The organism is Shimazuella sp. NTD247, from assembly GCF_059510415.1.
Map to the genome: position 1 here is coordinate 231,342 of NZ_JCAJZU010000007.1, position 13,903 is coordinate 245,244.

Annotated in this window: 17 protein-coding genes; 13 read left to right on the forward strand and 4 right to left on the reverse strand. The window is 39.1% G+C overall.

What is annotated here, in order from left to right:
• The first annotated feature begins 22 nt into the window (after positions 1-22).
• Positions 23-379: a Crp/Fnr family transcriptional regulator gene (locus tag AC5WOC_RS17670; protein ID WP_496056786.1), complete on the forward strand. Its 357-nt coding sequence runs from the start codon at positions 23-25 to the stop codon at positions 377-379.
• A 268-nt stretch (positions 380-647) separates the two neighbouring features.
• On the opposite strand, the gene AC5WOC_RS17675 is transcribed toward AC5WOC_RS17670, so the two are convergent.
• Positions 648-1,028 (reverse strand): hypothetical protein, encoded by a 381-nt coding sequence (locus AC5WOC_RS17675; protein WP_496056742.1) that lies wholly within the window; start codon positions 1,026-1,028, stop codon positions 648-650.
• Positions 1,029-1,190: 162 nt separating this feature from the next.
• Here AC5WOC_RS17675 and AC5WOC_RS17680 point away from each other — a divergent pair, with 162 nt between their 5' ends.
• Positions 1,191-1,439 (forward strand): hypothetical protein, encoded by a 249-nt coding sequence (locus AC5WOC_RS17680; protein WP_496056743.1) that lies wholly within the window; start codon positions 1,191-1,193, stop codon positions 1,437-1,439.
• 367 nt (positions 1,440-1,806) lie between these two features.
• Here AC5WOC_RS17680 and acnA read toward each other — a convergent pair whose 3' ends face one another.
• On the reverse strand, positions 1,807-4,518 hold the full coding sequence (gene acnA, locus AC5WOC_RS17685) for an aconitate hydratase AcnA (protein ID WP_496056744.1): 2,712 nt from the start codon (positions 4,516-4,518) through the stop codon (positions 1,807-1,809).
• A gap of 193 nt (positions 4,519-4,711) precedes the next feature.
• Between acnA and AC5WOC_RS17690 the strand changes: the two genes are divergently transcribed.
• From AC5WOC_RS17690 to AC5WOC_RS17710, 5 genes are all read left to right on the forward strand, one after another.
• Positions 4,712-5,275 (forward strand): class I SAM-dependent methyltransferase, encoded by a 564-nt coding sequence (locus tag AC5WOC_RS17690; protein ID WP_496056745.1) that lies wholly within the window; start codon positions 4,712-4,714, stop codon positions 5,273-5,275.
• Positions 5,276-5,370: 95 nt separating this feature from the next.
• Positions 5,371-5,982, forward strand: coding sequence for a DedA family protein (locus AC5WOC_RS17695; RefSeq protein ID WP_496056746.1), 612 nt, complete (start codon positions 5,371-5,373; stop codon positions 5,980-5,982).
• Between the two features lie 104 nt (positions 5,983-6,086).
• On the forward strand, positions 6,087-6,503 hold the full coding sequence (locus tag AC5WOC_RS17700) for a hypothetical protein (protein WP_496056747.1): 417 nt from the start codon (positions 6,087-6,089) through the stop codon (positions 6,501-6,503).
• Positions 6,504-6,935: 432 nt separating this feature from the next.
• Positions 6,936-7,676: an IclR family transcriptional regulator gene (locus AC5WOC_RS17705; protein WP_496056748.1), complete on the forward strand. Its 741-nt coding sequence runs from the start codon at positions 6,936-6,938 to the stop codon at positions 7,674-7,676.
• 17 nt (positions 7,677-7,693) lie between these two features.
• Positions 7,694-8,125, forward strand: a complete 432-nt coding sequence (locus AC5WOC_RS17710) for a hypothetical protein (RefSeq protein WP_496056749.1) — start codon at positions 7,694-7,696, stop codon at positions 8,123-8,125.
• A gap of 35 nt (positions 8,126-8,160) precedes the next feature.
• Here AC5WOC_RS17710 and AC5WOC_RS17715 read toward each other — a convergent pair whose 3' ends face one another.
• Together AC5WOC_RS17715 and AC5WOC_RS17720 are read right to left on the reverse strand one after the other, a co-directional pair.
• Positions 8,161-8,886 (reverse strand): hypothetical protein, encoded by a 726-nt coding sequence (locus tag AC5WOC_RS17715; protein ID WP_496056750.1) that lies wholly within the window; start codon positions 8,884-8,886, stop codon positions 8,161-8,163.
• 305 nt (positions 8,887-9,191) lie between these two features.
• Positions 9,192-10,571 carry a TcaA 3rd/4th domain-containing protein gene (locus AC5WOC_RS17720; RefSeq protein ID WP_496056751.1) on the reverse strand — a complete coding sequence of 460 codons (1,380 nt, stop codon included), beginning with the start codon at positions 10,569-10,571 and terminating at the stop codon, positions 9,192-9,194.
• A 146-nt stretch (positions 10,572-10,717) separates the two neighbouring features.
• On the opposite strand from AC5WOC_RS17720, the gene AC5WOC_RS17725 reads away from it, so the two are divergent.
• The 6 genes from AC5WOC_RS17725 to AC5WOC_RS17750 all read left to right on the forward strand — a co-directional run bounded on the left by AC5WOC_RS17725 (position 10,718) and on the right by AC5WOC_RS17750 (position 13,869).
• The gene (locus AC5WOC_RS17725; protein ID WP_496056752.1) at positions 10,718-11,404 is read left to right on the forward strand and encodes a 7-carboxy-7-deazaguanine synthase QueE; all 687 of its coding nucleotides are present in this window, start codon (positions 10,718-10,720) and stop codon (positions 11,402-11,404) included.
• 1 nt (position 11,405) lies between these two features.
• The gene (gene queC, locus AC5WOC_RS17730) at positions 11,406-12,080 is read left to right on the forward strand and encodes a 7-cyano-7-deazaguanine synthase QueC (RefSeq protein WP_496056753.1); all 675 of its coding nucleotides are present in this window, start codon (positions 11,406-11,408) and stop codon (positions 12,078-12,080) included.
• A gap of 24 nt (positions 12,081-12,104) precedes the next feature.
• Positions 12,105-12,497, forward strand: a complete 393-nt coding sequence (locus tag AC5WOC_RS17735; protein WP_496056754.1) for a 6-pyruvoyl trahydropterin synthase family protein — start codon at positions 12,105-12,107, stop codon at positions 12,495-12,497.
• On the forward strand, positions 12,497-12,970 hold the full coding sequence (gene queF / locus AC5WOC_RS17740) for a preQ(1) synthase (RefSeq protein WP_496056755.1): 474 nt from the start codon (positions 12,497-12,499) through the stop codon (positions 12,968-12,970). Before AC5WOC_RS17735 ends, queF begins: the two co-directional genes overlap by 1 nt.
• A 95-nt stretch (positions 12,971-13,065) precedes the next feature.
• Complete coding sequence (locus AC5WOC_RS17745) at positions 13,066-13,329, forward strand: hypothetical protein (RefSeq protein ID WP_496056756.1); 264 nt, start codon at positions 13,066-13,068, stop codon at positions 13,327-13,329.
• A gap of 99 nt (positions 13,330-13,428) precedes the next feature.
• Positions 13,429-13,869: a BrxA/BrxB family bacilliredoxin gene (locus AC5WOC_RS17750; RefSeq protein WP_496056757.1), complete on the forward strand. Its 441-nt coding sequence runs from the start codon at positions 13,429-13,431 to the stop codon at positions 13,867-13,869.
• Positions 13,870-13,903: the final 34 nt, after the last annotated feature.

Here is a 13,903-nt window from a genome sequence, read left to right on the forward strand (position 1 = left end):
AGATGTTCATTCATAGAGGGAAATTCTTTTTTTACAAGGAGTAGCAGGTGATTTATATCATTTGAAAAGCGGTCTACTAAAAGTAGTACGAACTCACCCCGAAGGGGAAAGTATATTGCTAAATATCTTATTGCCAGAAGAGATATTTCCCCATCATTCTTTGACAAGTCCCAAAGAATACCATGGAACAGTCCAAGCTCTGGTTACAAGTGAAGTAGAAAGAATTTCTGCTCATGATTGGTACCAAAACTTAACTCAACGACCAGAAAAGTATCGCGAGGTAGCAAGCATCTTAGAAACAAACCTTAGGAAAATGCAGAAACGAATGGATATGAGTACATTACCTTCTAAACAAAGAATTCCTATATTTCGCAAATGATTATCTACCTATTGCGGGGATTATCCTGTGGAAGATATATTGACACAGGAAGAAATAGGATAGTTTTTAGGAATGAGCAGGGAAACAGTCAATAGACACTTGCGTAATGATACACAGTAGTTTTTAAGCAAAGACAAAATACTTTTTAAAACATATGTTTTTATATGTATATCTGCTAAAATTCTATATTTGTAGCATATGTTTCTGGGATGCACTTTATAAGTACATCCCAATACTCCAATCGATCGGACTGTAGGAAACAGCAGAATCAGTAGAAGAGCTTGCCAGCACGTCGGGCTTGAAGGTTCCGTTTCTTCTTCCCCTTGCCCTTCCGGCTGTTCTTTGAGCCAAGCCTGCCGGTACCTCCATTGTTTCGCAGATCAGCGATGAGATCAGACACTGTAGCGTGCTTGTTATGATGCTCGTAGTTGGCAGGATTCAGTTCATCCCCCCAGAGGTCGATCTCCAGACGCCGTCCCTGAATGACGCCGATCTTCCACCCATGCTTCAGAATGATCTGATGGGCCTCGTCGAGTCCCATCTGCTTGTCAGGGTTACCGGTATCGTCGATGATCTCCGCGTTGTTAAAGAGCTTCGCCAGCACTCGAAACTTCTCCAGACCATTGATCCTGACCTTGTTGGAGCTCATCACATACCTTTCCATGAGGAGGTTTGTTCTGTAAATCTATTGTATCGAAATGTTGGAAAAATAACTAGTGTTTCATTCTAGACGTATTATGTTTTCCATTGATATGATAGAAACTCATGAGTAACGATAATATTTTTCTTTAAAAAGTTAGGGGCGTTTATCATGAGAAAACAACTAGACATGGAAAAACTGATTCAAGAAGTAATGGGTTTATCAGGAAAAGATTCAAATAAAACAATGGATACAGCAGCGATGGATTTAATCGATACAATGCAAAGACATATTGACCTAGTGCGAGAATATTTGCGAGGAGATGTTTCTAAGGAAGATGCAGAGCCAAAAATCAAAATGGTTTTGGCTGAAATCGCTCGCTTACAAGAGAAGAAAGAGTTTTGGTGGTTAAAGCCATAAATTAGTAGGGCAGACTTGACGTCTGTCCTTTATATTTTTTATTTACTTTAAGGCTTGTCGGAGGATGGATTATGTTTTTTCTGCACTTCGATAGTTCCTTTCAAAAAAATGACTCATTTTGAGGAATCATCCAATGGTATTATCTAAGTTATAGTTTGTACCAATTGATTCATTGGATTCGCTAAATATTTATAATGATTGAAACTCTTTTTTCAAAATGGTTATTGGATTTTCATACATATGTTAAATCGGCTAAGAAAAAAGCGGCCATCAATGATGGCCGCTACATTTTTAAGACTGTAGTCGTAGAAAAGTTAAAACTTCAGGTCATGTTGTGGAATGTGTTTCTTTAATATGCTAATACCAATTAAACCGTTACACCCTGATCATCTAAGATCTGGCGCAGGACAGTTTGCAGGATACCGCCATTTCGGTAATATTCTACATCTACGACACTGTCTAGACGCACAAGTGCTTGGAAAGAGCTGGTGGAACCATCTGCTTTTATTGCCTGAACTGTTAATTTATCGCCTGGTTTTATTTGATCATTTAAACCAGCAATGTGGAATACTTCCTCTCCTGTTAGACCAAGTGATTGAGCTGATTCGCCTTCTTGGAATTGGAGTGGAAGAACTCCCATTCCGACTAAATTACTGCGGTGAATACGTTCAAAACTTTCAGCGATAACAGCTTTAACACCTAACAAGTTGGTACCTTTTGCCGCCCAGTCGCGGGAGCTTCCTGTGCCATACTCTTTTCCAGCAAGAACAACGAGTGGAGTGTTTTCTTTTTGGTAGCGCATGGATGCTTCGTATATCGAGACAATATCTCCAGTAGGAATGTGTTTGGTTACACCGCCTTCTGAACCAGGAACCATTTTGTTTCGAATGCGGATGTTGGCAAACGTTCCTCTTGTCATAACTCTGTCATTACCACGGCGAGAACCATAAGAGTTGAAGTCTCTTACTGCAACCCCATTCTCTTGCAAATAATGCCCAGCAGGACTTGATGGTGCAATACTGCCTGCTGGTGAAATGTGGTCAGTGGTTACAGAATCACCTAATACAGCTAGTGCGCGAGCACCGCGAATGGATTCAATCGAGCCGATTTGTGAATCTAGATTTACAAAGAATGGTGGTTCTTGAATATAAGTGGATTTTTCATCCCACTCATACAATACACCTTTTGGAGTAGGAAGAGCGTTCCAGTCTTCATTTGCATCAAATACTTTGCTGTATTGTGTACGGAACTGTTCACTATCGATTGCTTGTTCCATCACTTCACTAATCTCAAGAGAACTTGGCCAAATATCTTTCAAATAAACAGGTTCACCATTTCGGTCTTTGCCAATTGCTTCTGTCTCAAAGTCAATATTTACAGTTCCTGCTAGCGCATAAGCGACGACCAGTGGTGGAGATGCTAGATAGTTTGCTTTTACCAATGGATGAATTCGACCTTCGAAATTACGGTTACCACTAAGAACGGATGCAACTGTTAAGTCATTGTCCGTAATTGCGTTGCTCACATCATCAGCGAGTGGTCCACTATTTCCGATACAAGTAGCACAACCATAACCAGCAACGTTAAACCCAAGAGATTCCAAAGCAGGAAGTAGTTTTGATCTCTCAAGGTATTTGGTTACTACTTGGGAACCCGGAGTTAAACTGCTTTTCACATAGGATGGTACTTCTAATCCTTTTTCGACAGCTTTTTTGGCAATTAACCCAGCACCGATCATTACAGAAGGATTGGATGTATTGGTACAGCTAGTTATCGCTGCAATCACAACCGCTCCGTGTGGCAATTCATATGTTTTTCCGCTGCGTGTAATGGTGCCTTTTGTATTCAATGTATCTTTGCTTAGTCCAAAACCGCGTTCGTCAATTGGTTTAACAAGTGTTTCTTGCCATACTTTTTTCATATCGCTAAGATTTACACGGTCTTGAGGACGTTTGGGGCCAGCAAGACTTGGTTTCACTTCATTTAAATCTAACTCGACGGTATCGCGGAAAAATGGATCAGGCGTATTATCCGTGCGGAAGAGACCTTGTCGGATGCAATATTCACGAACCAAATCAATATGTTCTTTGTCCCGGCCTGTCTGTGCAAGGTAGTGAAGTGCTTCTTCATCCACAGGGAAGAAGCCAACCGTTGCTCCATACTCTGGAGCCATATTTGCAACTGTTGCACGGTCAGCTAGGCTGAGATTGCTCAAACCAGCTCCATAAAACTCGACAAATTTCCCGACAACGCCTTTTTTCCGAAGAAGCTCGGTTACGGTTAATGCTAAGTCTGTAGCAGTAGCCCCCTCAGGTAATTTGCCTTTGAGTTTAAATCCTACTACTTCTGGAGTTACAAAATAAAGTGGTTGACCGAGCATACCAGCTTCCGCTTCAATACCGCCTACACCCCAACCAACAACACCAAGACCATTTACCATGGTGGTATGGGAGTCTGTTCCCACCAATGAGTCAGGATAGAGGACAGTTTCGCCGTTCTCTTCTCGGGAGGTTACAACACTAGCCAAATACTCTAAATTTACTTGGTGAACAATACCTGTAGCTGGTGGTACTGCTCGGAAATTTGAAAATGCTTCTTTTGCCCAACGAAGCAGACGATAACGTTCTGCATTACGTTCAAATTCTAACTTCATGTTAGTGGTAAGAGCTGTAGCTGTACCAGCTTCGTCCACCATGACAGAGTGGTCAATAACTAAATCAACAGGAATTAATGGGTTAATGCGTTCGGGGTTACCGCCAACGCGTTCCATAGCAGATCGGAGTGCAGCTAAATCAACAACAGCTGGAACTCCAGTAAAGTCTTGAAGTACAATTCGCGCCGGTTTAAATGCGATTTCTTTATCGCTTTTGCTTTTTGTCCAATTGAGAAGCTGAGAAATATGTTCTGTGGTAACCGCTTTCCCATCATATCCACGAACTGCTGCTTCCAACATTACTTTGATGGAAAAGGGGAGTTTGGAGATATCACCCAAACCTTGTTTTTCCAGTTGATTGATATCATAGATCACATATGGACGGCCATTGATAGTAAACGGTACACGTATGGTAGATAGATCCATAAGTAAGTACCTCCTTTTATTAGTTTCACTAGATGAAACACGGTTTCTTTTTTTTCGTATATTATTATACCGTGATTTTAGTTATCTGTAAATCCGCTTATAACTATTTTTCTGCGGGGGAATCTTAAGAATACGTTACTATTTTATTCAATTTTTCTCATTCGAATGTAAGGCAATGAAAGGAAGTGGCGACATGCATTTTCAATTACTGGAGAGATTTCTTACTTCACCGAAAACCATTGGCAGTATTGTTCCCAGTTCAAAGTTTTTGGTAAATGCTTTGGTTGATCCCGTACCTTGGGACAAAATAAACACAGTAATCGAATTGGGTGGAGGTACGGGAGTTGTTACACAAGAAATTGCCAATCGTATCTCACCAGAAACAAAAACCATTATTTTTGAAAATGATCCCATTCTAAGTAGGCAGCTGCGGGATCGGTTTCCTCATTTTAAACATGCAGATGACGCACAAACCATTCAGTATGTTTTACAAAAAAACAAAGTAGACAAAGTCGATGCTATTATATCCTGTTTGCCGTTTGCCAACTTTCCTGCCTCTTTAACAACAAGAATTTTGCAAGAAGCTAGTCATTGTTTGCGAGACGATGGCATATTTGTTCAATTTCAGTATTCGCTACAAATGAAAAAATATCTTTCTTCTCATTTTGAGGAAGTAAAAGTTCGATTTGTACCAATTAATTTACCACCGAGTTTTGTTTACATTTGTAAACCAAGAAGGTGTGCGCATGGTAAATAACCTTTTTATACAGTTATCTATTTATGGAATAGTTCATCTTTGTCTTGTTCTACGTTTCATTTTATTACTGCTATGGTGGAAAGGAAGGGATTCAAATGGGAATGGAGCAATTAATGCAGTGGATTAGTGAATATGGTTATCTGGCATTGTTTTTCTGCCTATGGCTTGGAATTGTTGGAATGCCAATCCCAGATGAAGTCATTGTCATGACAGGGGGCTTTGTCTCTTCTTTGGGTGTATTACACTTAGTTCCATCATTTGTAGTCACATACTTAGGCGTTGTATCTGGCTTATCGATTGGATATACATTAGGAAGAGTGTATGGAGTAACTTGGACAAAGAAACTTCAGGAGAAAGAAAAATGGAAACCTTATTTCATTCGATCAGAGAAACTGGTTGATAAATATGGGAAATTCGCATTAGTGGTCAGTTATTTTCTCCCAGTTGTTCGCCATGTGATTCCATATGTAGTGGGCAGTCATAAAATGAAATTTCCCCAGTATGCGCTTTATTCTTATTCGATTGGATTAGTTTGGACGGGTGTATTCTTTTGGTTAGGATATCAGTTTGGAGAAGCAATCCCTGCCATTGCTGTAGAAACACGTAATTGGGGATATGTAGCCTTAGGAATAATTCTGCTTGGTATTGTAGTATTTCAAGTAGTACGAGCTTATCGGCAAAAAAAGATGACGAAGGCGACGAATTAAGATAACACTTGATATGGTACTGTGACTGCTGGCTTATAGTTTTTCTGCTTTGAGTATGTTTTAATAAGTATAAGTAGAAACATTTATGTGACTGGGAGGTCACTATGTCAGCTTTGTCTTTTGTCAATGGGCTGAATGATAAGCAGCTGGGAGATCTGTTTCTCCTGCGGTTTCCTGACCTTTTCAAGGAGTTTTCACACCAAGAGCAGCTTGTAGTGTGGGAGAAAGTGACTACGCGCTTCGAAAAGCTGAACGAGGAGGAGCAGTACCACGGAGATTACGATGATGTTTCCACTGTCTATGTCAAGGTGGAAGAACTTCCTTCTCCTGTTTATGACACTTTCTCGCTCATCATGGGACTTCTCCCGTTTCTAGGAGTGAGTGAACTTCAGCAGATGATCGAAGTGATGTTCCCCACGCATGGTGACATCTGTCTTGTCATGGGGAGGATGCAGCGTAGGGAACAGAAGTCCTATCGTCCGGCTGGTCCGGGTGATCTGTCTGGTTACATTGAGCCGTGACACGAAGGTGATCTCCCGCCTCTGTCAGCATGTTTGCTGACAGAGGCGATGCCAATAATTTTTTTCCATAGAAAAACACAAGACACCTCAATCGAGGTGTTTTTGTTTTGACAACTCCATACGGCTAAAGTCATTGGATTCTTGGGACGATAGTTTCCTGACTACTTCTTTACCAAGCTAATCCCGTGAGCCTCCCGGTTTATGTTTGTTGATTTCTTCTTTGCTGCGAGCAAACTCGATTTTCGTCTGTTACGACTATACATATATAAAAATGGGAATATTTGTTCGAAAATTTGCTGTTTCCAAAGGTTGAACAGGAAAGGGAAATTCCTTACCTTCGTTCAACGCTCGCTTTCATCCCATGATTTAAACCGTGGGTTTTCTCTCTTGCAATGTTATAATAAACAAAAGACTTGGCGAGGGGGTCTTGCTTTGGAAGAGAAAAAAAATACAGTACGTGCAGCAGAACGTGCTTTAGATATATTACTTTGTTTTTCGAACAATGCAGAACTAAGTCTGACGGATATTTCCAAAGAAACTGGACTCAATAAAAGTACTGTCTTTCGACTCCTCGCTACACTAGAGGGAAAAGGATTTATCAAACGAGATTTGCGTTCGGATAAATACCATTTAGGGGTACGAATCTGGGAGTTAGCTGGTCAAATCTATCAGTCGAGTGATCCTGCAATGCTTTTTTTACCAGAGATGGAGCAATTAAGAGATACCTTAGAAGAAACAGTGAGTTTATACATACAAGATAAATCAGAACGTATTCGTGTCCAAGCGGTGGAGTCCAATCAAGCGATTCGTCGTGTTGCTCCGATTGGTGTAAGAATGCCGCTGCTTGTGGGTGCTTCAGGAAAAATTCTTTTAGCTTTCATGACTAAACATGAACGAAGCAATTTACTATCTGATGCTGGTTTCTCTTTAGAGGAACAGCAACAGTATGAACTACAGTTAGAGGAGATTAGACAAAACGGTTATGCGTTGAGTGTGGAGGAGCGAGAAACAGGGACATCGGCTATATCTGTTCCTATTTTTCATCGCGATGGTCATCTGCTTGGAGCGTTAGCAGTATCTGGTCCGGTTTCGCGAATGAGTGAAGATCAAATGCTGCGTTTTGTGCCAAAGGTAAAACAAGCGGCAGAGCATTGTAGACAGATAGCGAAATAATCGGGGTGACAAAAACAGTGAGTGAACGAAAAGTTCCAATGTATCAATTTTTCCCCGTACATACCGAACCAGAAAAAATGGTTCGATGGCTGCAACAACAATTAGCAACTGGACTTCAAGTAGTAGATTTTCTGGCGGTAGGCGATCATCGTCACAGTGGTTGGTTGTTCCAATTAGATGAAAATTGGATAGCAGGAATAGAACAGCAAGTAAATTATATTCCTGTGGGGAAAGAAAATTTGATAACAGAAAAATTAGAAGGTAATTATTTGGATCGAATATTGGATGTGAAAACGGGATATTTGATCATTTGGAGTGAGCAGAGTGCTTCGCTGGTAGGCACAAATGAAGGCTTTTTTGAAGTATTGCTCGGCAGGTGGATACCAAATCTATGGCCAGTTTGGTTTATTGCTACACTTGTGTCGGTTTATTTTTGGTTAAAAGGATAAAACCAAGGAGATAAATTTGCTCCTTGGTTTTTTGTTTATTGAGCAGGTTTAGCGCTGCTTATGACATTCTGAGGAATAGAAACGGATGTATTATATGGTGTGAGTGTCATTTCGACGTTCCGTGATTCACCGGCTCTGGTCAGCAATTGGTATACATATTTTTTAGGCTCAAAGGTATCTGCATTTATGGTTATTTCTTCTTTACCAGAGAGGTTTCTTTTCTTAAACTCAGTAAATTCTTGTTCTGTCATACTCGGACTTTTTGCAATCATAAAATCCAGGGTAATGACATATTCATTTCCGGTTTTTTTCAGCGTAATACCAGGTGCTTGTTCTTTGGTTCCAAGATATTTCACCAGATCATCTACTAAATTTGGAAAAGAGAGGCTAGCCAACACTTTACCATCTGAATTTTGTTTTTTTAACCATTGACCATCCATTTTTGCGTAAATATTTTGTTTGTCATAGTAATATTCTATGTTTTTGGAGTTTGTAAAATGGGAAACTTCCGGATTGAGCTGTTCTTCTCCTGTTTCCGTGTTGTTATAAGTGCTGTCAGATGTTTTCTCTTGTGTCGTTCGACTATATTTAAAACCTTTGATTGTTGTAAATGCTTTTTGATTATCTTTTAAAACAGAGAGCGGGGTTTTATTTTCCATTTTTTCGGTTTTGTTATCACTGTTTGTTTTGGCAGAAGAGCACCCAGTGACGAACAAGAAAATAAGTGCGAAAGAAGCAAACATAATGCTGAGTTTTTTCATTCTATCACCTTGTCTTTTTTATTTAACGTGATCATAATATTATAGCATTGCGATCGAGAAAACCCACGGTTTGAATCGTAGATAAAACGAGTGTGTTGTATGGGGATTCGGGATTAGCTTGGTAATGAAGTAGTCAGGAAACTATCGTCCCAAGAATCTTATAGCTTAGCTGTATGGAGTGTCAAAAAAACAAATAGAAAATACTATTTAAAACTAATTCCTCTGTCCGGAATTTAATCCTTCATTATTAAAAAATACACCCTACTCAATACTTGTAGGGTGTATTTTCATTAATCTTTTATCCATCATTTAAATTCACTTTTTATCGTATTTTTACCATTAAAGTAATCACCTGAATTGGAGTATTGGTCTTCTCGATCAGTAATCAGCCATTTTTTTGCTTTCTCATCATAGGAGAGAGTCAGTTTGTAGTAATCGACTTTGTCTTCTAATGGCTCATCACCATTATCATAAGAGGAGTACTTCCTGTACTTTGCATGGATCTCTACAGGTACTGTTGCTTCATAAATTTTAGTTTCTTCGTTTTGAGAAAGGACAACATGATCAAAATCAATTCGTGTACCTAGTATTTTTCCTTTCCAAGATTCCTTATATGTCACATTGTCATTGATTGTTTGAATGAATTTGGCTTTAAAGTTATCACCAATCGTTGTAAATTGGTTTGGATCATGTTTGACGAGTGCTGCCATCTCTTGTTTGGAGAAGCTGTTGATCAATTCAATAATGGGTTTTCGGGTAGCATCCATAGCAAATGGAACTGGAGTAATATCCACACTACTTGTATCCTCTTCTACTAATGCATCTTGGCTTTTCTCTAAACCCCATGGAAATTGTTGTTCCCCGTGAATGCGTATGGTGCCATTGAAAGAGATAGGGCTGATCTGTGGCATGGTTTTAAATGTCTTACCGATTGCTTTTCCATTTACAAAAATAGAAGTGTTTTCAAAGTTGCTTTCTAAGTCCAGTGAACCGCCATAAAGTTCGAGGTCTGATTTTTTTGTAGCTGTTTCATCATCAAAAGCTGTGATTGAATTTTCTTGACTTAGAAGAGCGTATTCGAATTTCTTTTCAGCTACCGTTTTGTAAATCCCAGGCATCAATGGACCTACTGTGAACTTCTTTTGTTTATCAGTGGTCTGAAATACTTTCTTGTCATCTACTTTCATCGTAGATGCCCCTTCATTGGTGTATAGTTCAAGAAAATAAGGGCGGAATTGAATTTGATAAGAGCTATAAAAAAGTGGGATATCCGTCTTTTTAAGATAGTAGTCAGTTGTTCCTTCGGCATTGGGGATACCGTTCTCATCGTCATTGATTTGATTAAACATCATTGCCACTAGTTTTGGTAAATATTCCTTGTTTTCTTTGCTGTAAGTGATCAAATCTTTTAGATGTTTTTCATCTACATCTACATTACTTTCCGGAGACTGAATCAAGCCCTTTAATGTATTTACATCACTGTTTAATACAGCTTGTTCAAATTTGGATACTTTGTCTCTTGGGTCCATCAAATAAGCTCCTGCCACATATGCAGCAATAATTACAATAATGAGTCCAATCAGCAAGAAGCTCCATTTTTTATGCTTTGTAAAAAATGGAACAACTTTGTTTGTTGTATTTTTTATTGTATCTTGCAAATCGGAAAGTTGTTGTTTTGGTTCCAACGAAAACTCCTCCATTTGTATATCAGATAATTACGTATTTTAACAGATTTTACGCAAGAAGTCTCATTTTCTCAACAGGTAATAAAACCATGTGTATACTGTGTTATAATGAATCGATTTATTTACATCTTGGAGGGATGTCCCCAATGAAATTGCCGATGGTAGAGATTTTCCAGACTGTTGAAGGCGAAGGGCTGCGCGCTGGATTTCCTACAACTTTTGTACGTGTTTATAACTGCAATTTGCGGTGTACTTGGTGTGATACCACATATAGCTATGCACCATATAAAGCAGAATTTTATGCGACAATCGATGAAATAATCGAAAAAGTTACTGAATTTGGAAATGTCAACATCTGCTTGACTGGCGGAGAACCATTGATGCATGGTGATAAGTCATTAGTTCTTATTGAAAAGCTGGCAGAACTTTCTTTTATTGAAGATATTCATATTGAAACAAATGGGGCAATCGCATTAAACCCGTTTGTAGATTTGCGTAATAATAATCCATATGTTAAACAAAAAGTGAGATTTATTATGGATTATAAATTACCAGCCAGTGGGGAAATCGATAAAATGATCGAGGATAATTTTGAACACTTAGATGTGCAAGATGAGATTAAATTTGTGATTCAAGATCGCAATGATTATGATGTAGCAGTGGAAACGTATAAACAGCTCCATAAAAAAGGAACAGGGCTATTTAGTCCAGTTTGGGGGAAACTGGCACCGAATACACTGGTGGATTGGTTATTAGCAGATAAACTTACAAAAATAAAATTGAATTTACAAACACACAAATATATTTGGGATCCAGATTTAAGGGGAGTATAGGATGAAAGCGGTAATTGTATTAAGTGGTGGACTAGATAGTACTACATGTATGGGAATCGCCCAAGAAGCAGGCTATGAGTTGTATCCCATCACGTTTCATTATGAACAGCGTCATGAGAGAGAAGTGGAATGTGCAAAAAAAATAGCAGACTATTATGGTGTCAGCAAGCGTCATCGTATCGTCAACCTATCTTTTTTCCAACAGTTAGGCGGAAGTTCTTTAACAGATAAAACAGAAGTCGTGCATACCAGTGGTATAACAGATGAAATTCCAAATACGTATGTACCAGCTCGTAATATGATTTTTTTATCGCTAGCAACAGCTTATGCAGAAGTCATTGGTGCAAAACATATTTATACAGGTGTTAGTTCTGTAGATTTTAGCGGTTATCCAGATTGTAGACCTGAGTTTATTGCATCCATGAATGAAACAATCAATTTAGCAACAAAAGTTGGTGTGACTGATGAAGAAAAACTATCAATTGAAACACCAATCATTTCATTAAGTAAGGCAGATACGATTAAATTAGGATCTGAATTAGGAGTTCCTTATCACCTGACTACATCTTGTTATCTTGGTGGATCAAAAGCTTGTGGTGTTTGTGATAGTTGTCGTTTGCGAAAAAAAGGTTTTGAAGAAACAGGATTATCTGATTCGATTGCATATCAGGAATAGATCGAAAAAGATGGGGATTGAAGCATGATTGCAAAATATCAATTAAAAAAAAGTTTTTGGATTGCATGTGCACATCGTGTATATGGAGCAGGAAAATGCGAGCGAACACACGGCCATAATTATAAAATTACATTTTGTATCGAAGGAACAAGACTAGATGAGAAGCATATGTTAATCGATTATCGTACGATTAAACATGCTATCAAAGAGAAGTACGATCACCATCTGTTAAATGATTTCCCTGAATTTGATCAGGAAAATGGCGGATTTTCTCCAACTACGGAGAGAGTAGCTGAAGTCTTCTTTTCTGAAATAGAAAGATTATGTGAGTTGCAAATAAACAAGCCATCGGTAGTATGGATAGAAATACAAGAAACAGAAGAAGCCACAGTTCGCTATGAAAGGACGCAAGAATAATGGATTCTAATTTAAAAAATCTAGGAAAAGAGACTGCTTATTCTTTTACTTATGATCCAGATGTTTTAGAAGTATTCCCAAACCGTCATCCAGACACCGATTACTTTGTCAAATTTAACTGCCCTGAGTTTACAAGTCTATGCCCTATCACTAACCAGCCGGACTTTGCTACGATATATATCAGCTATGTTCCAGATGAAAAGTTAGTAGAAAGCAAATCATTGAAGTTATATCTGTTCAGCTATCGAAATCATGGTGATTTTCATGAAAACTGTATCGTGACAATTATGAAAGATTTACAAAAAATAATGGAGCCAAAGTATATTGAAGTATGGGGGAAATTTTTACCCCGTGGAGGGCTCAGCATCGATCCTTATGCCAACTATGGTAAACCCGGCACAAGGTGGGAAGAAGTAGCTAACCAACGATTGTTCCAGCATGATATGAATCCGGAAATTATTACGAATCGGTAAAATAGTCTGTTATAATGGGTGTATCGTCCTTTTCGTTGTGTTGAGGAGTGAAGATGGATGCATATCGCTTGCGCAAGTAGCGGTTTCAGTGGATCATGAACCGAGGACAGTCTGTATCCCACTTGGACTCATGCCCAAGCGATGAAGAGGTAAACGAGCTTTTTGGCAAGGTGATGAGCTCACTCACTCGCTACGAAATGTGCAATCGTAACCACGAGGATTGTACTCGTAAGCACGAAGAATTGATTGAACTGTGTCGTCTTCTGGAACAGGCTACTGTCCATGGAAAGGGTTCAGCTGCTGCGATCGAGTCTCTGATGGAGCGGATCAACTCCCTTCTCCATCCTGCTGTGAAGTAAGGAACAAGGACATTCACTTTGTCAAACCTGACAAAGTGAATGTCCTCCCATTTACTCCTATGCTTTTGTTCGTTACAATAGCGGAAGGAGGGATTATGTATGCAAAATTTTTATTTGGAACAAATGCGTATGATGACACAGCATATGCGTGATGAACTTACGCAATTAGGCATAAAAGAATTGACTACTCCTGAGGAAGTGGATGCAGCGTTGACAGAAGAAGGTGCAGAGGGCACTGCATTAGTAGTTGTTAACTCTGTTTGTGGTTGTGCAGCTGGTCTTGCTCGTCCAGCGGTTGCATATTCGCTGCAAAATGAAGTGAAGCCAAATCATTTGTTTACTGTTTTTGCTGGTCAAGACAAAGAAGCGACAGCACAAGCTCGTACTTATTTTGGTGAAGAACCGCCTTCATCTCCTTCATTTGCTATTTTAAAAGATGGTAAATTGGTTCATATGATCCATCGTCATGAGATTGAAAATGTGCCAGTAGAACAAATTACAGCTAACTTAACAGCTGCTTATAATACGTATTGTAAATAATAGTCCTGCCCAAATATTTCTTAAGGAGTATTTG